Source organism: Saccharolobus shibatae B12 (assembly GCF_019175345.1).
In the GTDB taxonomy this organism is placed as follows: Archaea; Thermoproteota; Thermoprotei_A; order Sulfolobales; family Sulfolobaceae; genus Saccharolobus; species Saccharolobus shibatae.
In genome coordinates, this window is sequence record NZ_CP077717.1 from 96,566 (window position 1) to 122,625 (window position 26,060).

Genomic DNA, 26,060 nt, shown 5'->3' on the forward strand with positions numbered 1-26,060 from the left:
AAGAGAAACTATAGTTCAATATTAGCGTGAACTAACCTTAAATCTTCTTCAGTTTTCTTTAACCTTATCATTAGCTCAGCTACAATTCCATCTAAGAATATTTGTGTTGTATCTTCAAATAATGTACCTAATGGTGCTAACGGTTCAGTTATTCCAAGAATTTGTCTCGCGAAGTAGTCTTCATTTTTCGAATACTTTGTTCTACCCGGGATTTCAATTACTACATCGGATATTTTTGCTAGGGGACTATCGAAGTAACTTGTTATCGATATCAATTTAGCTCCAGCTTCTTTCGCCGCCTCTGCGGCTGTCAATATTAATTTGGTTCTACCAGAGCCGGAAATAGCAACTACTATATCGTTCTTCCCAATAGCGGGTACGATAGTTTCCCCTAAAACATAGGAGTTAAAACCTAAATGAAGTAATCTCATAGCAAAAGCTCTTCCTACTAATCCACTTCTACCTGCTCCCATTACTAATACTTTTCCATTGCGGTTATTTTTATAGAAATTTTCTAATTCACTTATCATTTTACTTGTTTGTTCTGGTTTTATTGCTTTGGCCGCCCTAAGTATAAATTCAGCTATATCATACATTGTCTTTAAAGAAAGAGGATAATCGTCGAGAGAAGATGACAAATTCGGACCGCCAATTATTATCTTACTTTATTCATTATATAAGCATTGCTCTTTCTGCTATGCCACTGCACTTATATTATTTATACTAAAGCTAAGTCCATTTTTCTCTTTTTACATCTATACTTATCTAATACGTAATTATGAGTCCGGTCATCAATATTACTTTCTCATTTCAACACTACAAAGAATCGAGCTTGGACCATTTGGGGAGATCTGACTAAAATATTTTTTATATAAGGAAGTCAACAATATCGTTTAAGGTATACGACATGTCCTAATAATAATTTGGAAGAAATGAGTACTTAATATTATATATTTAGCCTCCACAATTATATTACCAATGTCAACGAGATGGTCACCTAAGTGGAAAGCAATAGAGATTGATCATAATAATAAGAAGGTTACAATTTGCTATGATGAAACTACTAAGCTTTACGTTTGCCCTATATGCTCACCAAATTGTGCTAAAGGTGTGTCAACTGACTATAGTACATATTTTTTTAATTTAGAAGATTTAAAAAGGCATTTAGATGCACATAAACATGGATTATGGTTACAGAAAAAGATAAGAACTGAAGAAGAGGAAGAGGAACCTAAGCTATCAGTTGGTGAAGAAGAAATTGAAGAGGAATAAGATATTAATAGTAGGAGGATTTACAATAGACGAGATACAAGGGAAGATAAGACCGGGTGGACCTTTAATATATTCATCACTTGGCGTAATGAGAGGTGGTGGTATACCAAAACTCTATGGAGTAATAGGAGAGGATTTTGATTTTGAGATAGATTTTATATCTGATTTAGAGAAGCAACTGATATATGATAAATATACAATTAGGTTTAAAATTGATTTAACGAATAGTGGGAGAAGATTAATCTTACTTAAAAAGCCTAAAAGTAAGATAAGAGTGATCGATGATAACACAGTTGATGGAATTCTGGTAAATCCAGTGTGTAAGGAAATTGACAATATTAATATTCAAAGCTCTGTTCCCATAGCAGCAGACATTCAAGGTTTTATTAGGAATTGTGTAGAGTCAGAAGAAATTAAATATGAAAGGGGTTTAAGTTTTCCATTTAATAGTAATTACATGGTACTACATGGCAATATGGAGGAATTTGAATCTTCTAAACTAGAATTAAGCGATCTATTTAAATCAGGTTTTAAGGAAATCATAATTTCAGATGGACATAATGGGTTCAACGTTTATACGTATACGCTAGCAAAATATACTTACAGACCTAGTAGAATAGGCAGAAACGAAGTAGGAACGGGTGACTTCTTGTTAGGAGCATATTTTGCGTTAAGGTTAAGTGGACTGGAGATTATTGAAGCAGCTACTATTGCAGGTAAACTTACCGAAGAATTTAGCAATTCTGAATTCTTGATATAGTTTCGATAATGTCGTAATTTTTCCACTCACCTAATCTCCCACAGTTTATTACATTTGGTGGCATTTTATCATTTATTTCGCCAAATAGAAGAGCTTCTGATATCAATTTACTTCTAAAGGCTACTATCTCATCGAGAGATATTATTTGTCTTCTTTTTAGATCTAGTATTATTCTATCTATATCAATGTTCTTTTGATTCGTATCTATGAAGGAGTAAACATAATATAAGTCGAGATCTTTAATGATATTATCTAGCCTAATTATTACTGAGAAAGAATCTGCTGTATCTCCGCTCAAGTGCACATTCCAATCTCTCTCATATTCTTTCCTTGTCAATATCATTAAAGTCAACACTGATTTGTGCTTTAGATTTGAGTTATCCAATCCTAATAATTTGCTCATTTTTTTCAAAGATCCAGTGTTATATATCTTAGTATATTTATACACATTTCCCTTATTAGTTATAATTTTCTTATCATCTATCCTTATAGGATATTCCTTAATTATTCTCACATTTTTAGATAAAGTAGCTATAAAATCTGTGATATTCCGTATGACGTATAATTTTCTCATTAAATCAAAATTCAACCATGTAGGTAACTTATCGCAAAATTTGCAAATTTTATCTTTAAAATAGTCATATTTTCTGTACAATATTTTTAAATCATACTCCATATAGTTAAGTCCTATGTTTGTCAGTTTCATAGGATCATTTATTATCGGCAACACATAAGGCAAATCTACTCCAAACACATTATCAGAAGCGAAAACACCACCAATGACAGGCTGCTCTTCCAATATTAAATCAGCGTTTACTCTCTTACTTAGCAACAATCCAGCTATTCCTGCACCTATTATGATGATCATTAACTTATACCATTAACAAAATCAAATTAAAACTTCTGAAAAATTGGGACCCGGCGGAAAATCCTTGAATTCATTTTGATAAATATCCCCTCCGCTTTCTCTTAGCTGATCAATCTTTCCGTGACTGATTACTGCGCTTACTATAAGGTCTATTATCTCATCATCAGTATACTCTATAACACTTATAGTCTTATTTCCTATTTGTAACATTGGCGTAGAACACAATAAGCTAAATTCTGCTTCAGCATTCACGTCAGGATATGACATCTTTAAATTGTAAATAGTCTTTGCTAGCCCCATATCACCATTGGGTCCAAAAATTAATTTTATGTGAATCATTTCTACTATACTGGCTCTATAAGGCTAAGTTTTATAACAGATAGGGATAAATAATACGTGGTTATGCGTTCGTTTTTAGGTACCCTAGTTGCTCTACAAGAAGCAGCAGTGTACGATTATAGTAAGGATTATAAAGAAATTGAAAAAGCAATGCAAGAAGCCAAGAGGGTATACAAGGGATTAAAGGTGAAAATTCTTAATTTATCTAATATCGAAGATAGAATGGAACTCATAGATCTGGACCCCGATATGGGACAATATAAAGAAGGCTATGTAGTTGTTGTAAAAGTACCAGAAACACCATTATCTGACGAATAATATCAAAAATAAATAAATCATAATTGCATTTGGTATTAAAATGGGTATAGTATACTTCATAAATTCTACGAAATTAAATCCTTTTCCACCTCTACTCTCAGAAGCTTCGGAAATTATCACGTTACTTGCTGCGCCTAATATGGTAAAGTTACCCGCTATGGTACTACCAGCGGCTAATGCCAACCAGTCAACTACTGTAATATTACCATGGGAGATCATGATCGGAATGTAAATTGCAACCAATGGCACATTGCTCAATACTTGACTTAACAAAATACTCACGATCATTATACTAGCCACGTTATCTGGAGGTGGAAGAAAATTAGCCAAATATTGTATAATTCCAGATTTCAATACTCCCTCTGTAAATATAAATAATCCAATAAAAAATAATATAGTTGGCCAATCCATTCTTCTTACAATATCCCTTCTATTTTCCGTTATAAGAAGTAAGAGCGATGATGTAACTAATGATCCTAGTAAAATATCTATTTTAAAGAAACTTAAGGAAAAAAATAATATTACAGTGACTGCCAATAAGGCTAATGTAAGATATCCAAGTCTTCTATCGAAATCTATTTTTCCTTCCTCTTTTTTCATATTAAGTCCATTTGGTAAAGACAGTGATTTTCTAAATAGTCGAAAGAGTATAAAATAAGCAATTACTAGACTAATTATTGATGGTAAAGTCAAATATATTGTGAATACAATAAAAGGGTTCCTAATTCCAGATTCTAAAGCTATCAGCAAATTTTGAGGATTTCCGGTAGGCATTATAACGCTCCCAACTGTAACACCAACTGCTAGTGCATAAAGAAAGGGAACTTCCGAAACGCCTATCATTCTACTTAACTCTAGGATAACTGGAGTCCAACTTGCTGATATCCCATCATTGGTAACTAAATTAGACAACAAACCAGAATATAAAAGAATATAGAAGAGAACTTTCTTAGGTTCTTTGTACTTTTCTATAATTTTATATGCAAGAAATTTTAAAAACCCTGAAACTTCTAATGCTGATGCAAATGTAAAAAGGGTAATAAGAAATAATATCACATCTAAATTTATTGATTGTAGAGCTTCTTCTGGAGATATTACACCTAGAATAACCATAAGGATGCCACCAAAAAACATTGAAGCCCAAGGTGGTATTTTCGTAATACCTCTAGAAATTATAAGGCCATAGGTTACCATCATTGGTATTAGCACGCTAACTAGCATATCAGCGTTAACATTTGCATCGATATAAATAAAATTAGCCTATATTTGCCACGTGAAGTATAATGGATACGGACGTAAAAAACCGAAGAAAAATTAATTAACCAAATCTCAATTAACTACTTACGTTTGGGCCCGTAGCTCAGCCAGGTAGAGCGGCGGGCTTTTAACCGCAAAGGGTTGCGGAAAGCAACCCGTAGGTCCCGGGTTCGAATCCCGGCGGGCCCGCGCAATGGTTCTTTTTGAGTTTTCCTAATTCTATGGTGTTAAACGTCCCGCAGTAGTGTGATTTTTCTTTTTGTTGATCTTTTTTATTAACATATATTCCTTCTTGCACTGTAAGCTTCTTGTTTTTAATTCTTCATAATTTAAGTCTTTAATGCACTTATTTGTGATGACGGAAATTTAGTGAGAAGGATAATTAATTATTTAAAACACGAAATTTTACATATGGGCCCGCTGGGACTTGAACCCAGGATCTCCGCCGTGTGAGGGCGGCGTCCTAACCAGGCTAGACGACGGGCCCTTTAGCTAACAAATTTGAATTCTCTCTGGCCTCCCCACCCTAAAGGATAAGGAATCCTTCTTGGTGGTCATAGGATCTCCTCATCGATTAGGGTCTACATCTCTCATCCGAGGGGCAGACGAGAGGGTCAGAGATCCCCACACTATGCATATTACTGTTCTCCCATTAATAAGCATTTCACATCCTACCCTAAAGGGCAAGGCTTCCGGTTATGGCTTTTTAAAGGTTTCTGCAGAATATGGATTATCTCGTAACGTTTATGTTAAGGTATTAATAAAGTAACCAGTTTTAACTTAAAGATGAACTTTGATCTTCAGATAAGGAGAGTCAGAAATTTTATAGACTGCATATCAATGTTGATTGTAATGGTGAACTTGAAACTGCATATCACACAAGATTTATTATGTGTTATGATTATTTTAAATCATGGGGTATCTAGTCCCTTGACAGCCCCGAAGAAGGGTATTGCATGAGAGGGACTTCCTGCCGTGACCATTATATATTATATTCAAGTTTTCCTTTCCATTTTAATGCTGGTTCATACTTCAGTCCTTGATCTTAAATATAGAGAAGTTGATCCAAAAGTATGGATTTATTACTCTCCCCTATGCTTATTCATTATTTTTAATTTTCACAATTTATTCATTCCTATTTATTTGTACTCGTTTATAATCACTAATCTCCTATTTTTAGTTTTGTACAAACTTTCTTTATTAGGTGGGGCCGATTTATTTTTAAACGTAATACTCAGTCTCGCAAACGCCTCAGTTATTCCCCTAGTTCCGAGTCGTTTCTCGATTATAGGTCTAGAGCCTTTAATTATAGTATTATATTCGTCAATAGCAATTCTTATATTTAGTCTAATAAATTTTATAAAGTACTATAGATATGTTAGAAATCTCCCCTTCTCCAAAAGAGTTCTTTTGGCATTATCCGCTAAGAGAATCAGGATAAGGGATTTCATTAACTCGAAGTTTTTATTTCCTTTGACTGAGATAAAGGAAGACGGTTCGATAACCTTGAGGGAGTATTTTTCAGTAGAGGAAGATGATAAATATTGGCGAGAGTTTTATTCAAAATTAGTTAATGAAGGTAAAATTTCAGCAGATATGTATATATGGGTTGCTTGGGGCATCCCAGTAATTCCTTTTATGTTGATAGGATATATAATATCGCTTATTATAGGCTTCCCAATTTAATAATTAAGATTAAAAAGGTGTTTTTAAAAATATTATACGCGTTGTATGTATCAAGGATTCTAGTAAACGGCATTAATAAGGATCTGGTAAAGCAAATAAAGGGATTGTTCAATGAACTTGGATATTCGATTGTCGATAACGATCCTGACATTATAATTTCTGTCAACTCCATCAATAATACTATAAGGAAATATTTCCCAAAATTCCACAATAAGATTATAATAAATGTTGTACAAGATGGCAGTTCAGTAATTCCTCTAACAAAAGAACATTTGGGTGGTTCCTTAATATCCAGTTTTTTGGCTGACTCCTTAGGTGCAAATTTAGTCCTAACAACGTCCACTGGAGTTAAGGGACTATATAGTGTAGAAGAGTTTAGCTGGCTTAATGGTTTTTCAATTCATAATTATGATCACAAAATTGTGAATTCTCTTAATAAAAAGTTAGTAACTGAAGGAAAGGTTAGTGTATACTTAGACTCTTATGAAGGTAATTATATACTATATGATGGATACTCATTAGTCGATCATAAGGCAACGGCTGATCTGGTAATTTCTAGACATGTTGATAATACAGAAGAAAGTAGTGATAAGCTATACTTAATGCCTGCTGGCATCTATGTTGGTATAAAGTATCTTGAATCTACCCCCCTAGATGTTCTTGTCTATTCCTTAAAGATGACCTTAAAATCTCTTTATATTCTAAATGATAGAATAGATTATATAGTAATATCTTCTTCATTCAAAGATGATAGAAAATTAAATCAACTTTCGAAATACTATTACTCTAATATTATATATGTTTCTGACGTGGATGAGTTGTGTTCTTGTGAAACATTGCTTAAAGAATTACAAGTTAAGGTTTTGTTAAGGGATGTGAGAAGAGCGTTTGGAGTTATAACTTGCCTTGGAGTTAAATAAATATAAAGATGTATTCTGTTAATTTTAATAAATGAGCATAAGAGTTTATAATCCATTACAAGATGATTATATAAGAATTCCGAAGCCAATTACTAAAATAGTTAGTCTAGATCCAGCTTCTACAGAGATAATATTTCTTTTAGGCTTAGGAGATAAGGTTAAGGCCACAGACGCCTTTAGTTATAGACCAGAAGAGGCGAGAAGAACATTAAAAGTAGGTAGTTATACTCACGTTAATATGGATATCTTAGAGCAAATTAATCCGGATATAATATTTACTACTGCAGGAGCACAAAAGGAGCTAACAAGAAAATTAATTGGTTTAGGTTTTAATGTATATCCCTTACCAGTTCCAACTAACATCGCAGGGATTTTTAATAACGTTTTGCTTATTGGAAATGTTTTAGGAGCCTACCAAAACGCTAGAGAATTATATTATAATCTTTACACTGTTATAAATGAGCTTAAAGTTGGGAGATTTAAGAATAAGCTAAAAGTCTATGTGGAACTGGACCTAGGCGGACCTATAACAGTAGGTTTTCCAACTCATATCAGTGACGGAATATCGCTATTAGGAAGTATTAATATTTTCGATGACGTTTCCGAAGCCTATTTCACACCCAATGATGACGAAATCTTGAAAAGAAATCCAGACATTCTAATTTACGAGCCAAAAAGGCTTACATATTACGAAAAGGAGAGATTTTATTCAATTTTACAAAAAAGAGGCTTATTTCAGCTGTTAAGTAAGCGTATAATCTTCACCAAGGGTGATTATTTAGCTCATATGGGACCTAGTTTCATAACTGATGCACTGATTTGGCTTAAATCAATTGTTTTTTCTTAACCTTAGCTTCCTAGTTATCCTACTTCCTTTAGCTAATCCTCGGATTATTGAATACAAACCCAATATTATGCTTCCTGCCATGATCACTTCATAAATCACTTTAAGTAGAGCTAAAGATGAATAAAATGAAGAGATTAGATTATAGTTGAACACACCATAATCAAAGGTTAAGTACGCAGTCTGCTGTCCAGTATTTATCAAGAATATTCTGTAGGTTCCGTTTATCAATTTCACTCCTATATATCCTTGCTGATTAATAATAGTCTTACCAATTTCATTTATGACTGAAATATTGGTCGTAGAAGTGTTTGAAGTAAATGCGATTAGCGTATTATTGAAATCGTTAATAGTAATGTTTGCAATATTTATACCTAAATTGGGTGATATTTCAACGTTTTTGAGATTGCTTTTGTAAACAAGGCTAATATATTTATAATTGGGAAAATAGTTTGGAATTTCTAAGAAAAGCGTCAATGTTATTAAAAAGATTATTAGCACTATGGCGCTAAAAATGAAATATGATTTTTTCCCATTATCATTAAAGCTTTTAAATCTTCCCATTATTTTTCACCTATGTTCGGTGTCCAAGAAATCTGTTGAGGTTCTAGATACAACATTAAGAGATGGATCGCAGGGCGCGAATATATCTTTTACTCTAAATGATAAAATTAAGATAGCACTACTCTTAGATGAGCTTGGAGTAGAATATATTGAAGGAGGATGGCCAGGGTCTAATCCTAAGGATGAGGAGTTCTTTAAAGAGATAAAGAAATATAAACTATCTAAAGCTAGAATAGCTGCCTTTGGAAGTACTAAAAGAAAAGATGTTAGCGTAAAGGAAGATATTAGTCTAAATAGTATAATAAAAGCAGATGTTGATGTTGCTGTAATATTTGGTAAGTCATGGTCACTACATGCTACTGAAGTCCTAAAGGTAACTAAGCAAGATAATTTAGATATAGTATATGACAGCATTAATTATTTGAGATCACATGGTCTTAAGGTGATATTTGATGCAGAGCACTTCTATCAAGGCTTTAAAGAAGATCCAGAATATGCACTCGAAGTAGTGAAAACTGCAGAATCCGCGGGGGCAGATGTAATTGCTTTAGCAGATACTAATGGTGGTACACCACCATTTGAGGTTTATGAGACAACAAAGAAAGTTAGAGAAGTATTACATGTTAAACTAGGCATTCATGCCCATAATGATATAGGATGTGCAGTTGCCAACTCTTTAATGGCTATAAAAGCAGGAGCTAGACATGTCCAAGGAACAATAAATGGAATTGGTGAGAGAACTGGTAATGCTGATCTAATACAGATAATACCCACATTAGTGTTAAAAATGGGATTTAATGTATTAAAAGGTAGAGATAGTTTAAGGAAATTGAGGGAGGTTTCAAGAATAGTATATGAAATACTAGGATTACCTCCTAATCCCTATCAACCTTATGTTGGTGATAACGCCTTCGCACACAAGGCTGGTGTTCATGTTGATGCTGTAATGAAGGTACCCAGAGCGTATGAACATGTTGATCCTTCATTAGTAGGTAATGACAGAAAGTTTGTAATTTCAGAATTGTCTGGAACTGCAAATCTAGTCTCATATTTACAAGGCATAGGAATAGTTGTTGACAAGAAAGATGAAAGGCTTAAAAAAGCTTTAAATAAGATTAAGGAACTTGAGGCTAAAGGATATAGTTTTGATGTTGGTCCAGCTTCCGCAATTTTGATAACACTGAAGGAGCTAAATATGTATACGAATTATATAAATTTGGAATATTGGAAAGTAATAAACGAGAATAATGGTCTTTCAATAGGGATCGTTAAAGTTAATTCTCAGCTCGAAGTTGCTGAAGGGGTAGGTCCAGTAAACGCAATAGATAGAGCGCTAAGAATGGCACTTCAGCGAGTATATCCAGAAATAGGTGAAGTTAAGTTAATAGATTATAGGGTTATATTGCCTAGTGAAGTTAAGAATACTGAGAGTGTCGTTAGGGTTACCATAGAGTTTACAGATAATAAAATGAACTGGAGAACAGAAGGAGTATCTAAAAGCGTTGTAGAAGCTTCAGTCATGGCATTAGTAGATGGGCTTGATTATTACCTACAATTAAAGAAGACATTAAAAACAAGTGCAGATAATTATATTGCGTGAGCTGGGATCCTGGCGGATTAAACAAGAATACTAGAAGTAAATTTTACGTTATTTTGCGATTCTTAAGGATAGAGCAGACTTTCTTTAGTTTACCTATGGCCTATTTAGGAGCTTTCGTTGCAATTAAAGGAATTCCTCCAATTTCAACATTAATACTGATTTTTTTTGCTTTATTCTTTTTAAGAACTGCTGGAATGACTAATGATAACTTAGCAGATGTCGAGATAGATGCGAAGAATCCTAGAACCAAGAATAGGCCTTTAGTAACTGGTGCAATAAAAATAAGTGAAGCAAAGGCTATGATTACTACTTCTCTGATTTTATTCTTTATTACTTCATATTTTGTCAATATCTGGGCATTTATCTTATCTCCTATTGTAGCGATAGTAGTAATGTCATACCCTTATATGAAAAGATATACTGCATTCGCTAACTATCATCTGGCATCAATCCAAGGATTGGCAGTATTTAGTGGTGCCGTGGCTGTATTGGGTTTGTACTATAATTCCCTAGTTCAGATTCTTTTGAAAGTCCCATGGTTTTTCGTAATTGGAACAATTTTGTGGGCTGTGGGGTTCGATCTTTATAATCATATACCTGATGCCGAATTTGACAAAGAGATGGGCTTACATAGTTTCGCTGTGGTACTGGGGAGATGGGCTCTAACATTTGCTGGACTCAATCAACTATTCTCTGTAGTACTCGATCTTCTGGGTGATTTGTATTATGGATTAGGTCCAATAGCCATATTTACAACTATCCTTCACGGTCTTATAATGGCATATGCGTACTATTTGGCATCACAGAAAAATGATTTCGGCAGAGCATTTTATTACAATATATATTCATCTATTGTGTTAGGATTAGGTGTTGATATAGATGTCGTCCTAGGTATTCCATTTTAGGAAAAAGTTAAAACCCCCTAATACAAAAAATAAAGTAGAGATATCCAGGGACCTTAGGACAGATGAGAGGAGCCCCTTGATATTTCCCCCCAGGGTCCCTGGATATCTTATAAGTTGTAAAGTATGCCCATTTTTCCCTTTCTGATAATGTAATACCTTTCGATAAATCTCTTCATTATTGCCCTTAGTTTTGATACTCTTACACTTTCGAAATTCCCATTCCACGGAACATTAGACCTTATATGTATAGCCCCTCCTTTACCAGTATCGATAATGTTAATGAAAATCGGTTTAAAGCTTTCATTAATTTTTTTAGATATTAACTTGCCCACGTATATACCCTCTCTCATTGCTAACTCTCCCAATTTGGGATAGTTCTTTATCATATCTCCAATTACAAACACATCGTTCTTATATTCCAATTTATCATTTATAGGTAAGAAATCTCCAATTACCTCATTAGGCTCACAAGCAGGAATTATATCATCAGATTTTTCAGATAGTCGTATTCTATTCTTTTCTAATAATTCAAGAACTTTAGTACTTACTTTTTCCCCTAACCATTTCAAGACTGGGCCGTAGTAAGAGACTTCCTTGTTTAGCTTTCTCAAATAAAAAGCCAGTTGAATACCAAGATACTCATCTAGATGATTTTCTACACTTATGCTAACTCTATCCTTTCCTATTATCCTTCCTATAATATCTAATTGGCGTTCTCTTTTACATCCCATAGCAAGGATTAATTTATGACCTTGAATCTCTGTACCATTTTCAATTTTCACTGTTTTTCTTTCTAAATCGATTTCCTTTACCTTGCTCGTTATGGTTGGTTTTATGTTAGCTGTATATTTAATATTTTTATTAAACATGAGTTTTTGGAGATATGTAGTATAAAATACAAATTGAGCTTTATCAGCTATTAGCGTTTTAACTATATGATTCCCTAATTCATAATAAGCGTTAAGTCCCGAGTACCCCGCACCCACGATTACGACTTTCTCTGTTTCCATTTCGGTTATTAGTAATCTAATGTTTCCTTTTAAAAGATAAGTTAAAATAAAGGTTCAGAAAAAGTTCTACTATGTGAGGCTACGTCTAGGATACGTGAGTGAAAAAGAGTTAGAGGTTATAGAACCCCTATTAAGCAATGAAATCAATAGAAATGTTGAATTAGAGCCTATACGTGTTAAGGAAGACGAATTGAAGTTCAAACTTAAAGAATTAGACATAGCTTTTATACCCTTACCTTTAACACTTTTTTACGAAAACATAAGATTTATAAGTAATGGTGCATTTGTGACTACTAAAATTGGATTAAAGGTTATAAATAATAGATTTGCTAGATTATGTATTAGTAGTTCCAATTCAACGGAGTATTATTTGTTTAAAATACTTACAAATTATAAAAACCCAATAGAGGTAGTCAGAAGTGAATCATGTACCGATACTGACGTACTAATAAGTTATGAGGATTACGATATTTCTTTAGATGAACTCTGGAGAAAGAATTGCGGCGATCTTCCTATAGTTATAAGCTTAATTGGTTCTTTACGTCTAGATGAACAAACTCTATCTAAAGTTAAAGTAATTATCAGAGAAGCCGCATCTTTACAAGAGTCAAGGAAGAAAGTCTCACAGTATAGTAAAGAATTAGGTCTTAAAGGGAGGCAAGCAGTGGAGTGTTTCTTCCAACTCTGTTTAAAAAAGGGCTTATGTAGGAGTACGATTTCTCCTCAGATTCTATGAAGGTTTTTAGTTTTTCTAGTTAATATAAACATTGCCGCTGCTATGAAAATTGAGTTAATAGTTAATGCGTATTGAAGTGCCTCATTATTAATTTTAGTTGACAAAACCGAAATTGTTAATAAGACGAATGTTACATAGATGAGTAATGTAACTTTCATATTTAGTTATTCGTGTAATCCAATATAGAGTAATCTTATGTAGGCCCTAATATTACCTTATGCCTAGATGACGATAAGAATATTAAACGTCAAAATTTGAAGTACACTTAAGTTGAAGGATATAGTAAAGTTTTTGGCTACTGTGCTATATTACGTGGAAAAGAAGAATTATCCCTTGGCGGTAGCGTTTAAACGAGCGTATCTGCACAACAAACCAAGGAAGATAGAGTCTAACCTCTTATACGAATATAGTAAAAGGATGCTATTATCTTATTACGCATTACCTCAAAGCAAAAGGTCATTTAAGGTAAGATATTGGCTTGAAAATAAGGAAAGTATTGAGATTAAGTTTCCTAACTGGATGGAAGAAAAACTATCCACATTATTAGACATTAATGCTCTAAAGAGAAAGCTATCAGAAAGATGGATGTGGGCTCGTGTAAATACCCTCAAGACTGATATCGATAAAATTTATAGGGAATTAGAGAGTCAAAATATAGAATTTGAAGTAGATACGAATTTTTATTATATGATAAAGATCAAGAAGTCACCAGTAAGATTATCTTCTTTGAGCATAGTAAAAGACTGTAAATTAGTAATTCATGATAAAGCTAGTTCCTTAGCGGTAGAAGCACTTAAGCCAGAGATAGGTGAAAAACTCGTCGATCTGTCTTCAGCTCCCGGGATTAAGGCTTCTTTATACATGATGCTAACAGAAAATAGGGCAGAAACTTTCCTAGCCGATGTCTATTTTAAGAGGTTATCGAGGGAATATAATTTGTTAAAAAGGTGTGGAGTAGATTTACGTAAGATTCATATAATACATCAAGATTCCACAAAAAATAGTGTGATAAAATCAGATAAGATATTATTAGATGCTCCATGTTCCTCCTCCGGAATGATAAATAATGACCCTTCTATTTTATTGAAATTAAGTGATAATGAAAAAATAAAAAAGTTCGCTAAATTGCAGAAATCTTTACTAAAGGAGTCCTTAAAGATTAGGGCCAATAAACTCATTTATGCAGTATGTTCATTATTTCCAGAAGAGGGTGAAAGGGTAATAGAAGAATATTATGATATAGCTGAAATGCCATTTTCTAATTATCAATCTGGTTATTCTTCATACAAGGTAGGAAAGAGATCCAATAGGACTTTCCCTCATATCGATTCTACTGAAGGGTTCTTTATATCAGTCTTGAATTTAACTAAATTATAAATTCACATTGCACTCCGTCTTTTTATAAAGGATTAATAAAAAGGATATATGGCGATTCCTGATTTTATACTTTACCAGAAATTAGATTTAAATTTTGTCACTAAATTCAATTGCTGGCTTAAGTTGAAGGATGAAGATTCAGTCCAGTTAGTATGTAACGTTTTGCGTCAACCCTCAGTTGATATTAATGAATTTGGGATAAGAATGAGTGATAATAAGTGGATTTTCAGAAAGGGCAATTTTGTTGTTATGATTGAGGACGATAAGGAAACGATAATTAGGAAAGATGAAAATGAATATGTAGTAGATTATATTATGTATAACAATAATGAAATTTATCCAATTTATCTAAAAGGAAGAAAATATATTTTGAATGGAGAGGAGTATGAGAAGTATCTGTCTTATTTAGATAAAAAAATTTTGATAGGAAAACGTAAGCTAACCATAATATTAGGAAATAAACGCTTGGACGTTGATCGTGGAGACAGAGTGTACGTTTCAAAGCACTCTATTTCTATAATATATGATAGTGGTACTAAAGTTATTAATAATGAAGGTATTGCGTCATATTTTAATTTTAAGGGAGATTATCTAGGTTTTATTCAATCCTATGGTAATATATATAGATCAAGTGAGGGAATAATAGTCTCTTCTAAAAAGGGAAATATTGGAATATGTATTGATGATGCATACTTAATAGGAGAGTTTTCTGGAGGATTACTAATTCTATGTGGTGAAAGCTTAAAGCAGTACTATAATACTGGTTGGAGGGAGATCGAGAGAAATATAGATTCGGAGTTCCTTGTTAACTCAAATAGAAACTTGTTTGGAATTCTAAAAAACGGAAAACTTTACATTTTTGACAATAATTTTAACAAGTTATCTATTTTTGATAATGTGACTTCATTCAATTTTAACTCTAAAAGGATTTATCTGGTTTCTAATGACAGAACTGTTGGAATAGCTACATTGGAAGACAACTATAAGCCGATCAAAGTTATAAATAGAAACAATAGTATTCAGAATCCAATTATTCTGCAAGTTGACGAAAATTATTCCCACAGTTTTAATATAAAAAACGGCAGGGTGCTAGATATTAAGGTTGTTGAAGATAAAAAGAAAATCGTGCTAATAGAGCCTTTTGAATATAGTAAAGATTCCCTCGAAATCTCTGCTGGAAATACATTCTTCTCTTTTACGTACACTATTCCTTATACTTCTCAACTCCCAAAAATTGAATTCTCAAATGCAAAGATATTTGCAGCAGATGAAGGTGGAGCGTTAATTGGTAATCCAGACAAGAACGCGTTATTAATGTTTAATATAAAGTATTCCATCCCAACTAGATCTCAAATAACATTTACAATAGAAGCTCTAAGTCAAATATATAAGTTTACTACTATGGAAAATTATGGTAAGAAATCACTTAAAATACCACTAACCATTAATAATTTAAAGCTTTCAGATGTTCAAGTCAATGTTTACGCTCATGTAGATGATCGATTAGTTGCGTCATTAGAATTTTTAGCACCTATGGAAATAGTTAGAAAGGAAGCTAATTTAAATAGAAATAAAATCATAATTATAAATAATAGTGTTGAGAAAGAAGTTGCTATAGTAAAAAACGAGATTTTCGAATGGAAGGAGTTATTTGAATATCCTTTAGAATACAAAGGAATACTATTTGGAAAAGTAGGTGAAAAAATAGAAGTTGACGGTGAAATGATAATTGTAAGAGATGGATATGATTTGGTCAAGATTGTCAAAGATAACGGGAATTATATCAGAGAATACTTATTAATTGGCATTAAAAACCCCATTAAGTCAATCAATGCTGAGTTAAAAGGTGATCAACTGATAATAAAATTAGATATGGAACCTAATATTCCTTTCGAAATATTTTATGGGCCTTATTCATTTAGGGGCATATCTAAAGAAGTAAATCACATTATTTTCCAGATAGAGCCTATATATAATTCAATAAAAATTAGAGCCTATACGCACGGTTTTACGTGGGAATCACAATATGATTTAGTTAATATTATAAAGTTATCAATCTCTATGGCTTTAAGTGAAGCAGTGGCTATAAAGGAAGTTTTAAGTAATTTCGGTATTGTGTGAGTATATTTTTTCTGAATACTCAATATTATGAATATTCTTCAAGAGTATTCTGTTCTAAATGCTAAAGTCATTATATATGAGGATAATGGAATTGGCTATTATAAAGTAAGCGAACCTAGCCTAGATCAGAAGGAAATTGAACTACTTAATTCTATATTAGAGTATATCTATTCGACTCCTAGTATATCTAATATAGAAGAGACAGTAGTCAAGATACTTAAGAGTAAAGGTATTACTGATCAAGGTATTATAGAAAAACTGATCTATTACTTGAGAAAAAGGCTAGGTTATGATGAGCTAACTGTTCCCTTAGCGGATCCTTATGTTGAAGAAGTAGAATGCAAAGGATTCTCATACCCTGTAACTGTAGTTCATAGAATTGTTACGAGATTCCCAAGATTGTATACTAATATAGTCTTTGAGCAAGAGGATCACGTTCTAAAGGTTATTGAAAAGCTTGCAAACAAGGCGGATAAACCAGTCAGTATTGCCAAGCCATACCTTGAATTTTCCCTACCTGAGGGCCATAGAGTTGCTGCCACGGTATCTCGTGAGGTTTCATTACCTGGTTCTACATTTGATATAAGGAAATTTCCTTTAAAGCCAATAAGTCCTATATTATTGATTAAAAACGAATCGATAAGTTCGCTAATGTTAGCTTATATTTGGTTTTTATTGGATTACAAACCTTTCTTTTTAGTCATAGGTTCTACCGGATCTGGAAAGACTACCTTACTTAACTCGATACTCAGTATGGTTAACCCTTTCTTTAAGGTAATTACGATTGAGGATACTCCAGAAATAAACATAGTTCATGATAACTGGATAAGGTTTTTTGCTAGACAATCAATCTCTTCCCAATTTGAAGTATCGTTGATGGATTTAGCCAGACTATCATTAAGATATAGGCCGGATTACTTAGTTATAGGTGAGATTCGAGGCAAGGAGATAGAGGCATTGGTTCATGCCTCAGCTTCTGGGCATGGTTCGTTAGCCACATTTCATGCAGGCAATCCACATGAGGCTCTAACTAGATTAATTAGCCTTTTAAATAAGGATGTTGCTAAATTGTTTTTACAAAATCTATGGGGGATTATAGTTTTAGGAACATTAAGAGATCGTAATGGGAATATAAGGCGCATTATAAGGTTGATTTATGAAATAGTTTACGTTAAAGGTAAACTAAGATTCAAACCAGTGTTAAAATGGTCTTTCTCCTCTAACACATTTTTACCTAACAATGTTAATGATTTAGTTAAAAAGTCCTATAGGATCAATTATATATCAAAGACATATGAAATACCAATTTCAGAAATAGCAGAGGAGATTAATAATAGAGTTAAAATCCTTGATAAGTTAGTAAATAATGAGGTTCTAGATCTGGAAGATTTCAGTAGTTATCTAAAGAAAATAACCCAAGGTGGTCAAGTTGAGACAAAGGCTATTTGAAAAAATTAATTTATTTAACTTGATGGCTACGAGAATAAATGATAATATTAAATATTATGGTGATGACATAGAAAGGCTCCGTAAAGAGTATACTAGGATATCGTTTTTAATACCTATTATCTTCATTATCTCTGTTATCTTTTATTTAAAATTTAGCAAATATTTTTTACTATTGGATATAATGAATTTTTTCATTTATTTCTATCCGTTATTGATTACTCAAATTAGAAAGGATGAACAAAGAAAGATTATAGAAAACGAGATACCCGTTTTCTTACTATTTGCATATGTTAATAGTCTTTTAGGTAAAAATTTATATAAAACTTTTGAGGAGATAAGGAATTCTAAGGTATTTAAAGGTTTAAGAAGAGAGGCTATGCTACTGGTTAAAGAGGTGGAAGTTTTAGGAAAATCTTCTTTCTCGGCAATGGAAAGTAGAGCAAAAGTTCATAGGGGGGACTTTCTAGGCAAGATTTATACAACTTATACAAGTGGCGAGTCAATAGGAATTTCCATGCCCGAAAGAATAAAGGACCTTTTAAATGAAACAATTGATAATTTAAATTTGAATTTTGGAAGTTATGTTGAAAAAGTAAATGAATTAGTTGAGATTCTATTTATGCTGTTTTTAGTCACTCCAATGATTTTACTGGCTTTTCAGTATATTTCGTCAACAATAAATATGTTCGAGCTTATATTTCCTCTTTTACTCTTTCCTATTATTTTCTTTTATGTTTCACTAATACAGCCAAATATAGGATATGATATAAAAATTAATATAAATGAGATTAAAAAATCATTATATATACTACCTATTCCTTTTATATTTACATTCCTCTTCCATCTTAATTTAGAATACGAGATACTACTATTTTATTCAATATTTATAGTGTTCTCCTTTATTGTCTATCGTAAGATATCGGTCGCTGATGCAGTTCTGAACAATTTGCCATATATATTATCAGATATTGCAGATTATTTGAGAATAGGTTATAGTATAAAAAGTGCAATACTGAAACTTAATGTAGATAGTACGGAATTTAAGAAGTTTTTGGGGGAAATTGTTACAAAGATTAAGAAAAATGAAGCAATGTCTAATGTAAAAACAAATATCTGGATTGTAAATGCTATTTTAGAACTTATAGAAAATATTGACAAAAAAGGTTTCGCTGACACTTACACTTTCAAAGATTTGTCCTTGGTTCTTAACAATTATATTTCGTTGCGAAAGAAAGTATTGCAGAATCTTCGTATGTTCAATATTCTAGCCATCATAACTCCGATTATATTCTATTTTGCACTAGGGGTAATGACTAAGATTAAGGCGGTGGGTAACTTAGATTTGATTATTGTTCTATATTCGATAGCGCTTAGTATAGTGTATGCTAAAATATCTCGCTTTACTATTTTTAATTTTCCATTACTTGTTTTAGTTCTGGTAAACTTGATACTGATACTATTTTTCGGAAACGTTATCTTTAACTTAATCTAAAAGGTAAATTATTTTCGATGTTCTCTGAGTAAGATAAATTTTGATATAGTGAGCGATGAAAGGAGTGTATAAATTAAAAAAGAGAAAAGGTCTTTCATCAATTTTAGGTACAGTAATAGTATTAGCCATAACTCTAGTGCTAGGTGGTCTACTTTATGCCTACTCAAACGGTTTATTTAGTTCATTAACACAAAATACAAGTCTCCAGACTCAATTAAGTATCTATGTCAATCCTAATATCGGACAAGCGTATCTACAATATTACATTTCAAATACAGGGAACACACAGATATATCTAAACAGTATTGTGATTCTAAATGGGACTAAGAATATTGTAATATCACTTACTAACGACCTCTTACAACCTGGCGAATCAATTCAAAATATAACATCAATTAATGGTAAAATAACTGCTGGCCAATACTACACTGTTGAAATTGTTGGTAATTTACCTAATGGAAAACCGTATAGTGTTGTTCAGAACGTGCTAGCTTCAATAGCGTAAATTAGGTGGTTTATTTGAAAGCTATTTCATCTATTTTTTCGACATTGATCGTGGTTATGATTACGCTCTCATTAATTGTTCCATTATATTTATTTTTCGCACAAAGTTATATAAATAGTTCTATCCAAGCAAATAGTGCATACAATAATTATCTAACCGATATTAATGTTAAAATAAGTGTGATATATTTAGGGAATTCAGCTAATACTACTTTTGTATATAATTATGGTAGTATTCCTATTATAATAGATAAAGTTATAGTCAATAACGTCTCGTACAACGTAAAATATGAAATATTAACTGGTAGCTTAGTTCCACTGAGCTCAATAATAAATAGCAACATACCTGTTAAGGAAAACTCTACAATAATTTTGCAGATTAATGGAAACTACTACTATTTTAACCTTGGATCAGATTAGGTTTTACGAATACATGTAATTCATATCCCTTTTTTAATCCCTCAAGTATTTCCTCTCCTTTTTTAGTAAGACGAAATGCCTTATGTGATCCCTTAGAGTATACTGGCTCTATTAAGTCCAATTCCTCTAAAATGTGGAACAGCGCTAAGACTTCATATCTAGGTAGTCCAGTTTTGATTACTGCATCCCCTGGATTTACTGCGCCTTCCTTTATGGCATCAAGAACCATCTCTATTTCGTACATCAAATAATAAGTTAGCTTAAGAATTCCTTATAAGCTAAACTGCATATTCAAATTCGTGAAGTGTGCCCCCGAAATAGTTTATCATAAACTTTCCGCTATCTATACTATAAAAGAGGAGGATTACATTGCATATTATGTCTGGCTTAAGACTAGAAATTGTTTTAAAGTACTTGTAGCCACTATCTTATCTCAAAATTCTACAGATAAATCAGCACTTAAAGCCTATTTAGAGCTAGAAAAGAAAGTTGGCGTTACTCCAGAAAAACTATCCGATGCGGATTTGAGTGATATAGAAAATGCGCTAAAAATATCTGGCCTTTACAAAACTAAGGCCAAAAGGCTAAAAATAATTTCAAAAATAATTCTGGAGAAATATAATGGATTGATAGATAATCTGCTAAATAGTAGTAATGCCAGAGAGGAACTATTAAAATTCGAGGGAATAGGAGAGAAAACTGCAGATGTTGTATTATTAACTTGTAGGGGATACGAAGTTTTCCCGGTTGATACTCACATAACTAGAGTTAGTAAAAGGTTAGGGATAGTTCCTATGAACGCTAAATATAAATTGATATCATCTACTTTAAAAGAACTTTTCTCGGCTTATGATCTTCTTCGACTTCATCACTTGTTAATTGCACATGGAAGACAAACTTGCAAGGCTAGAAAACCTTTATGTAATTCATGTATAATTAAAGAATGTTGTGAGTACTATTCGCATAGAGATGGAGAAGCCCAGAAATTTAATACCTCATGAGGACATATTAATCGACAAAGTTGTCAATATCTCTTTAGAAGTGCAGAAAATAAGGGCTATAAAACCTATTATAGTGGATGAAAATACACATGTTATCTTAGATGGTCATCATAGATTTACTGCTGCTTTACGTCTTTCGCTACCAAAAATACCAGTGATTTACGTAAACTATAATTCTACTTCTATTAGCGTCAGTATATGGTATAGAAGATTCTCAAAGCCTCATATTGTAAAGAGCATATTATCATCAATTTACTCCAGTGGTGGAATATGCGCCCGATTCGATTCTATCCGCATTTGTGATGATAGCTTGTATAAACTTTATTGGAAACTAGAAAAAGTGGAAAGTTTTCTACATTCGATAGGGATACATGTCGAAAAGGATATGGTTGGTCATTTAGAACCACCTTCAATATATAAGGAAGATGTTATAAGTATTGCTAATAGGGGCTTAAGATTTCCACCTAAGACAACAAGACACGTATATGAATTTATTATTCCCCAAAAGGCAATATCAATAGATGATACTTAACTTATTACTTAATCTGGCTATATTTATAGTACCTTCTCTAGTGGTTTGGAATCAGATAATTTTCTATATTTATGGTAAGAATGACAATGTAGTTAATTTAATTCTATACGATAACGGGATTAATTTACCTAAACTATCAATTATAGTACCGACGAAGGGTGAACGAATAGATGTGATTCAAGGGCTAATTAATAATATATATGAGGCTAGATGGGATAAAAACAAGCTAGAGATAATAATCGTATCTGATGATGATCAAGCATATTTTGATAAATTATTATCAACATTAATTATTCCTCCAGGGTTAGATGTAAAGATATTCAGAAGAGAAAAGAGACTTGGCTATAAAAGTGGTGCATTAGCATTTGGCTTGCAGAAAAGTACCGGTGATTTAATTCTAACATTAGATGTTGACGCTAGGATTGAAAAAGATTCGTTAATAAGAGCTTACAATCATATGGTGAATTTAGGCTGTGATGCAGTTACTATGGAATGGCATGGTTACTCTAACATTAGCACATCTCTAGCAAGAGCGTTGATGGTATCAACAGTACTTACTAGTAGATCTATACTGAGAGGAAGGGACAAATTAGGATTAAAAGTATTGCCAATAGGATGTGGAACGATCTTTAAGCGTAGTGCATTGGAAGCGGTAAACGGATGGGACTATACTATGGTTCAAGATGATTATGAACTTGGAACCAGACTTATAAATAGAGGATTTAGGATTTGCGCATCTTCATCCCCAGTTTATGTGGAAGTTCCAGACAATCTAATAGCATTTTACGTACAGCAGACTAGGTGGGCGATGGGGACGATGGAGGTTCTTTCTAGGAGGTTCAAATATATTGTAAGTAGTAATATAAAAATTTGGCAAAAAATAGAGATTATAGCTTATCTTTCTCAGTACATTCCAATTATACTAACTTTTATAAGTGCTACTGTTTTTGGAATAGCTGGTTTTCTAGGTATTAAGCTTAGTATGAGTTTGCCAATGTTTGTCATATGGGCTATAACATTATCAGTTTATGCTATTATTTTTGTAAATAGTGCAAAGAGGTCAGGGATAGATACTATAACAGCAATAAAAGCGCTGGGAAGATTATCTGCTTATACTGTTGGAATTTCGCCATTTTTACTCGTTGGTACTCTTAATGCATTTAAGAAGACTAGAACATATATTGTTACTCCAAAAGGTAAGAAGGCTGAGAGTAACATAGGATATCCAATTTTAGCCTTCGGAGTATTTTTCCTTTTATCGGCTTTCCTTTATATGTTTAGAGGCGACTTTCTAACCTTTATTTGGCTAGCTTACTATTCAATAGCTTTCCTTTATACTTTTATAGCATATATTAAAGGATTATGAAAGAAGTATTTTTTAAATCATATTCTTAAAGGACTACAAGTTGAGTAGTACCTACTTTTACTCCGATGAAGAAATATATAACTTACTTAGACCATATGTAGCCAAATGGTTTAAGGAGAAATATACCACGTTCACTCCTCCTCAGAGAGCAGCGATACCCTTAATAAAGCAAAACTATAATGTCTTAGTATCAAGTCCTACGGGAAGTGGGAAAACTTTAGCTGCGTTTCTAGGAATTTTAGATTCGTTATTTGAATTAGGCGATAACAACGAGTTGGAAGATAAGGTTTACGCGATTTATATTTCACCGTTAAGGGCGCTTAACAATGATATGCAAAGAAACCTATTAGAACCTCTTAATGAGTTAAAGCAGATAAATCCAAGGTTACCAGATATTAGGGTTGGAATTAGAACCAGTGACACTACACCCTATGAAAAACAGAAAATGTTAAAGAAACCTCCACATATTTTAATAACAACACCAGAATCCTTCGGAATATCCATAACTTCACCGAAGTTCAGCCAGAAATTAACTGATGTGAAATGGGTTATAGTCGATGAAATTCATGAGCTAGCTAACAGTAAGAGGGGAGCTTATCTTTCTGCAATATTAGAATTATTTAGAAACCTACTTGCTAAGAAAGAATTTGTAAGAATAGGTCTAAGTGCGACTGTATCACCCCTTGAAGAAGTAGCTCAATTTCTTGTGGGTAAAGGCAGAGAGTATAGAATTGTTGACGCTAGATTTGTAAAACCTATTGATATTAAGGTGATTTCTCCAGTTAAAGATCTAGTTCATTCTTCTGAAAGTGAGGTAGATAAGGGAATATATAAGACTATCTTGAATGAAGTAAAAAAGCATAGAACTACTCTTATCTTTACAAATACAAGACACGCTACAGAGAGAGTAGCGTATAAGTTGAGAAAGTTAGCTGAAAATGAAAAGGTCTTTGATGTTGATGCGATAGAAGCTCATCATAGTAGTCTTAGTAGAGATGTGAGACTAGATGTGGAAGATAAGCTTAAAAAGGGGATCTTAAAAGTTGTTGTATCATCAACTAGCCTTGAATTAGGAATAGACATAGGCTACATAGATTTAGTCGTTTTATTAAGTAGTCCTAAGAGTGTAAGTAGATTATTACAAAGAATAGGGAGAGCTGGTCATCATATAAGGAGTATTAGCAAAGGAAGAGTGATTGTTGTTGATAGAGATGATTTAGTTGAGTGTTCTGTATTAGCTAAGTTGGCTAGAGATAGGAAAATTGATAACATTCATATTCCTAAAAATCCATTAGATGTCTTGTCGCAGATAATAGTATCTGCTAGTTTAATTTCTCCGATAGATAGGGAAGAGTTGTATAATATTCTAAAGCGGTCATATAATTTCTCAGACCTTAGTGAATCTGAGTACTCTCTAGTATTAAGATATCTTAGTGGAGATTTCTTTGGAGTTGAATTAAAAAACGTTTATGCTAAAATACGACTAAAAGAGGAAAAGATTATTTATCCCAAGAAAGGTAGTAGACTTATATTTTACACTAATAGTGGTACAATTCCGGATGAGGCTATGATAAGCGTAGTTACTGAGAATAATAGATATGTTGGTAATTTAGAAGAAGAATTTGTTGAAATACTATCACCCGGAGATATCTTCGTATTAAGTGGTAGGACCTATGAATTTATTGGGAGCAAAGGTTCAAAGGTAATTGTAAAAGAGGCCATAGGTCAAAGGCCAACAGTTCCGAGCTGGTTTTCTGAAATGCTTCCATTAGCCTATGAATCAGCGCTAGAGGTTGGTAAGTTTAGAAGAGAAATAGCTGAGATGATTAAGAAAGGAGTAACGCATACCGAGATAATACAAAATATTTCTAAGGAATATGAAATTGATAAACACGCTTCCATGTCAATATATACCTATATTTTAGAGCAATACCTTTTCACCAATGGAAAAGTTCCTTCTGATAACTTGATTTTAATAGAAATTTATGATGATGAAGAAGGAATTAGGAATTATATTTTTCACGCATTATATGGAAGAAGGGCATTAGATGCTCTTTCTAGAGCTTTTGCATATGTGCTTAGTGAAGAATTAAATACAGATGTTAGAGTTTCTGTTACTGACAATGGATTTGTACTTAGTGTGAAAAGAGACATTCCCTTGGATTATGATATTAAGAACCTATTTGAAAAGGTTAATACAAATAACGTTTATGAAATAGTTACAAAGGCTATTATGAGGACAGAAATGCTAAAGAGAAGATTTAGACACTGCGCAGAGAGATCATTTATGATATTGCGAAAATACAAAGGAAGGGAGACTAATCTAGAGAGAAGAGAATTAAATTCAGAGATATTACTAAAGGCTGTAAGAGAAATTGAAAATTTTCCAGTGATTAAGGAGACTATCAGAGAGATTTTGGAAGATCATATGGATATAATGAGGGCTAAAGAGATTCTCAGAAAAGTTGCCGATCATGAAATAACAGTTGACGTATTTGGACCTACTACCATTCCTAGTCCATTTTCCCATAGCATAATACTCAAAGGACATTCAGATGTAGTACTAGCTGAAGACAGAAGAGAACTAATGAAGAAGCTTCATGATAGAGTTGTGGAGTTCTTGAGACAGAAGGGAGTTAATATCGAGCTCGAATATACTTCCGTTTGAATATATTATACCTTTTATACATCTTTGAGATACAATAATCCAAGGTATATT

Annotated in this window: 26 protein-coding genes, 2 tRNA genes and 1 pseudogene; 20 read left to right on the top strand and 9 right to left on the bottom strand. The window is 32.8% G+C overall.

All coding sequences use genetic code 11. The features are described from left to right. Window positions 1–8: 8 nt before the first annotated feature. Complete coding sequence (gene hxlB, locus J5U23_RS00830) at window positions 9–638, bottom strand: 6-phospho-3-hexuloisomerase (protein ID WP_012711955.1); 630 nt, start codon at window positions 636–638, stop codon at window positions 9–11. Window positions 639–978: 340 nt separating this feature from the next. Between hxlB and J5U23_RS00835 the strand changes: the two genes are divergently transcribed. Continuing rightward, on the top strand, window positions 979–1,272 hold the full coding sequence (locus tag J5U23_RS00835) for a hypothetical protein (protein WP_218259016.1): 294 nt from the start codon (window positions 979–981) through the stop codon (window positions 1,270–1,272). Next, complete coding sequence (locus J5U23_RS00840; protein WP_218260187.1) at window positions 1,259–2,032, top strand: carbohydrate kinase family protein; 774 nt, start codon at window positions 1,259–1,261, stop codon at window positions 2,030–2,032. Before J5U23_RS00835 ends, J5U23_RS00840 begins: the two co-directional genes overlap by 14 nt. Here J5U23_RS00840 and J5U23_RS00845 read toward each other — a convergent pair. After that, window positions 2,007–2,900, bottom strand: a complete 894-nt coding sequence (locus J5U23_RS00845) for a hypothetical protein (RefSeq protein ID WP_218260974.1) — start codon at window positions 2,898–2,900, stop codon at window positions 2,007–2,009. The genes J5U23_RS00840 and J5U23_RS00845 overlap by 26 nt on opposite strands. A gap of 21 nt (window positions 2,901–2,921) precedes the next feature. Beyond that, complete coding sequence (locus J5U23_RS00850; protein WP_218260975.1) at window positions 2,922–3,239, bottom strand: hypothetical protein; 318 nt, start codon at window positions 3,237–3,239, stop codon at window positions 2,922–2,924. Window positions 3,240–3,296: 57 nt separating this feature from the next. Here J5U23_RS00850 and J5U23_RS00855 point away from each other — a divergent pair, with 57 nt between their 5' ends. After that, window positions 3,297–3,557, top strand: a complete 261-nt coding sequence (locus J5U23_RS00855; protein ID WP_012711960.1) for a hypothetical protein — start codon at window positions 3,297–3,299, stop codon at window positions 3,555–3,557. Here J5U23_RS00855 and J5U23_RS00860 read toward each other — a convergent pair. Beyond that, the gene (locus J5U23_RS00860; protein ID WP_218266630.1) at window positions 3,543–4,778 is read right to left on the bottom strand and encodes an anion transporter; all 1,236 of its coding nucleotides are present in this window, start codon (window positions 4,776–4,778) and stop codon (window positions 3,543–3,545) included. The genes J5U23_RS00855 and J5U23_RS00860 overlap by 15 nt on opposite strands. Before the next feature lie 128 nt (window positions 4,779–4,906). Here J5U23_RS00860 and J5U23_RS00865 point away from each other — a divergent pair. Then, window positions 4,907–5,003 (top strand) — tRNA-Lys (locus tag J5U23_RS00865). Between the two features lie 223 nt (window positions 5,004–5,226). Here J5U23_RS00865 and J5U23_RS00870 read toward each other — a convergent pair. Together J5U23_RS00870 and J5U23_RS16135 are read right to left on the bottom strand one after the other, a co-directional pair. Beyond that, a tRNA-Val gene (locus J5U23_RS00870) sits at window positions 5,227–5,301 on the bottom strand. Between the two features lie 80 nt (window positions 5,302–5,381). Further along, window positions 5,382–5,468, bottom strand: a pseudogene (locus J5U23_RS16135) (transposase); the annotation flags it as partial. Between the two features lie 363 nt (window positions 5,469–5,831). On the opposite strand from J5U23_RS16135, the gene J5U23_RS00880 reads away from it, so the two are divergent. Genes J5U23_RS00880 through J5U23_RS00890 form a run of 3 tightly spaced genes read left to right on the top strand, consistent with a single transcriptional unit; the run spans window position 5,832 to window position 8,267 of the window. After that, entirely contained in the window at window positions 5,832–6,500 is a 669-nt protein-coding gene (locus tag J5U23_RS00880; protein ID WP_218261537.1) for an A24 family peptidase C-terminal domain-containing protein, read from the top strand. Then, window positions 6,419–7,420 (top strand): cobalamin biosynthesis protein CbiG, encoded by a 1,002-nt coding sequence (locus tag J5U23_RS00885; protein ID WP_218259020.1) that lies wholly within the window; start codon window positions 6,419–6,421, stop codon window positions 7,418–7,420. Before J5U23_RS00880 ends, J5U23_RS00885 begins: the two co-directional genes overlap by 82 nt. Window positions 7,421–7,451: 31 nt before the next feature. Then, window positions 7,452–8,267 (top strand): ABC transporter substrate-binding protein, encoded by an 816-nt coding sequence (locus tag J5U23_RS00890; protein WP_218266631.1) that lies wholly within the window; start codon window positions 7,452–7,454, stop codon window positions 8,265–8,267. Here J5U23_RS00890 and J5U23_RS00895 read toward each other — a convergent pair. Further along, on the bottom strand, window positions 8,250–8,828 hold the full coding sequence (locus tag J5U23_RS00895; RefSeq protein WP_218259022.1) for a hypothetical protein: 579 nt from the start codon (window positions 8,826–8,828) through the stop codon (window positions 8,250–8,252). The genes J5U23_RS00890 and J5U23_RS00895 overlap by 18 nt on opposite strands. Here J5U23_RS00895 and cimA point away from each other — a divergent pair. Both cimA and J5U23_RS00905 read left to right on the top strand, forming a co-directional pair. After that, on the top strand, window positions 8,779–10,428 hold the full coding sequence (cimA, locus tag J5U23_RS00900; RefSeq protein WP_218266632.1) for a citramalate synthase: 1,650 nt from the start codon (window positions 8,779–8,781) through the stop codon (window positions 10,426–10,428). The two genes, J5U23_RS00895 and cimA, sit on opposite strands and share 50 nt — an antisense overlap. Continuing rightward, a complete protein-coding gene (locus tag J5U23_RS00905; RefSeq protein WP_218266633.1) occupies window positions 10,425–11,333 on the top strand; it encodes a 4-hydroxybenzoate octaprenyltransferase in 909 nt (302 codons plus the stop codon). The genes cimA and J5U23_RS00905 overlap by 4 nt, the downstream gene beginning before the upstream one ends. A 107-nt stretch (window positions 11,334–11,440) precedes the next feature. Here the strand turns inward: J5U23_RS00905 and J5U23_RS00910 are convergent, their stop codons facing one another. Further along, window positions 11,441–12,343 carry an FAD-dependent oxidoreductase gene (locus tag J5U23_RS00910; RefSeq protein WP_218266634.1) on the bottom strand — a complete coding sequence of 301 codons (903 nt, stop codon included), beginning with the start codon at window positions 12,341–12,343 and terminating at the stop codon, window positions 11,441–11,443. A 73-nt stretch (window positions 12,344–12,416) separates the two neighbouring features. Between J5U23_RS00910 and J5U23_RS00915 the strand changes: the two genes are divergently transcribed. The 7 genes from J5U23_RS00915 (at window position 12,417) to upsB (ending at window position 20,442) form a co-directional block, all read left to right on the top strand. After that, window positions 12,417–13,079, top strand: a complete 663-nt coding sequence (locus tag J5U23_RS00915; RefSeq protein ID WP_218266635.1) for a hypothetical protein — start codon at window positions 12,417–12,419, stop codon at window positions 13,077–13,079. A gap of 270 nt (window positions 13,080–13,349) precedes the next feature. Further along, window positions 13,350–14,456, top strand: coding sequence for an RsmB/NOP family class I SAM-dependent RNA methyltransferase (locus J5U23_RS00920; RefSeq protein WP_218266636.1), 1,107 nt, complete (start codon window positions 13,350–13,352; stop codon window positions 14,454–14,456). Window positions 14,457–14,504: 48 nt separating this feature from the next. Further along, window positions 14,505–16,577 carry a protein UpsX gene (gene upsX, locus J5U23_RS00925; RefSeq protein ID WP_218266637.1) on the top strand — a complete coding sequence of 691 codons (2,073 nt, stop codon included), beginning with the start codon at window positions 14,505–14,507 and terminating at the stop codon, window positions 16,575–16,577. 27 nt (window positions 16,578–16,604) lie between these two features. After that, complete coding sequence (locus J5U23_RS00930; RefSeq protein WP_218266638.1) at window positions 16,605–18,026, top strand: type II/IV secretion system ATPase subunit; 1,422 nt, start codon at window positions 16,605–16,607, stop codon at window positions 18,024–18,026. Next, window positions 18,007–19,518: a membrane pilin protein UpsF gene (gene upsF, locus J5U23_RS00935; protein WP_218259030.1), complete on the top strand. Its 1,512-nt coding sequence runs from the start codon at window positions 18,007–18,009 to the stop codon at window positions 19,516–19,518. Before J5U23_RS00930 ends, upsF begins: the two co-directional genes overlap by 20 nt. A 55-nt stretch (window positions 19,519–19,573) precedes the next feature. Further along, window positions 19,574–20,023 carry a pilin subunit UpsA gene (upsA, locus tag J5U23_RS00940; protein ID WP_218266639.1) on the top strand — a complete coding sequence of 150 codons (450 nt, stop codon included), beginning with the start codon at window positions 19,574–19,576 and terminating at the stop codon, window positions 20,021–20,023. 14 nt (window positions 20,024–20,037) lie between these two features. Then, the gene (gene upsB, locus J5U23_RS00945) at window positions 20,038–20,442 is read left to right on the top strand and encodes a pilin subunit UpsB (RefSeq protein WP_218266640.1); all 405 of its coding nucleotides are present in this window, start codon (window positions 20,038–20,040) and stop codon (window positions 20,440–20,442) included. Here the strand turns inward: upsB and J5U23_RS00950 are convergent. Further along, a complete protein-coding gene (locus J5U23_RS00950) occupies window positions 20,423–20,686 on the bottom strand; it encodes a hypothetical protein (protein WP_218259033.1) in 264 nt (87 codons plus the stop codon). The two genes, upsB and J5U23_RS00950, sit on opposite strands and share 20 nt — an antisense overlap. Window positions 20,687–20,741: 55 nt before the next feature. Between J5U23_RS00950 and J5U23_RS00955 the strand changes: the two genes are divergently transcribed. From J5U23_RS00955 to J5U23_RS00970, 4 genes are read left to right on the top strand one after another with little or no spacing between them, the layout of a single operon-like run. Next, window positions 20,742–21,443 (top strand): endonuclease III domain-containing protein, encoded by a 702-nt coding sequence (locus J5U23_RS00955; RefSeq protein ID WP_218266641.1) that lies wholly within the window; start codon window positions 20,742–20,744, stop codon window positions 21,441–21,443. Beyond that, on the top strand, window positions 21,412–21,975 hold the full coding sequence (locus tag J5U23_RS00960) for a ParB N-terminal domain-containing protein (protein WP_218266642.1): 564 nt from the start codon (window positions 21,412–21,414) through the stop codon (window positions 21,973–21,975). The genes J5U23_RS00955 and J5U23_RS00960 overlap by 32 nt, the downstream gene beginning before the upstream one ends. Further along, window positions 21,968–23,341 carry a glycosyltransferase gene (locus J5U23_RS00965; RefSeq protein WP_218267468.1) on the top strand — a complete coding sequence of 458 codons (1,374 nt, stop codon included), beginning with the start codon at window positions 21,968–21,970 and terminating at the stop codon, window positions 23,339–23,341. The genes J5U23_RS00960 and J5U23_RS00965 overlap by 8 nt, the downstream gene beginning before the upstream one ends. Window positions 23,342–23,381: 40 nt before the next feature. Next, a complete protein-coding gene (locus J5U23_RS00970; RefSeq protein ID WP_218266643.1) occupies window positions 23,382–26,009 on the top strand; it encodes an ATP-dependent helicase in 2,628 nt (875 codons plus the stop codon). Window positions 26,010–26,060 lie beyond the last annotated feature (51 nt).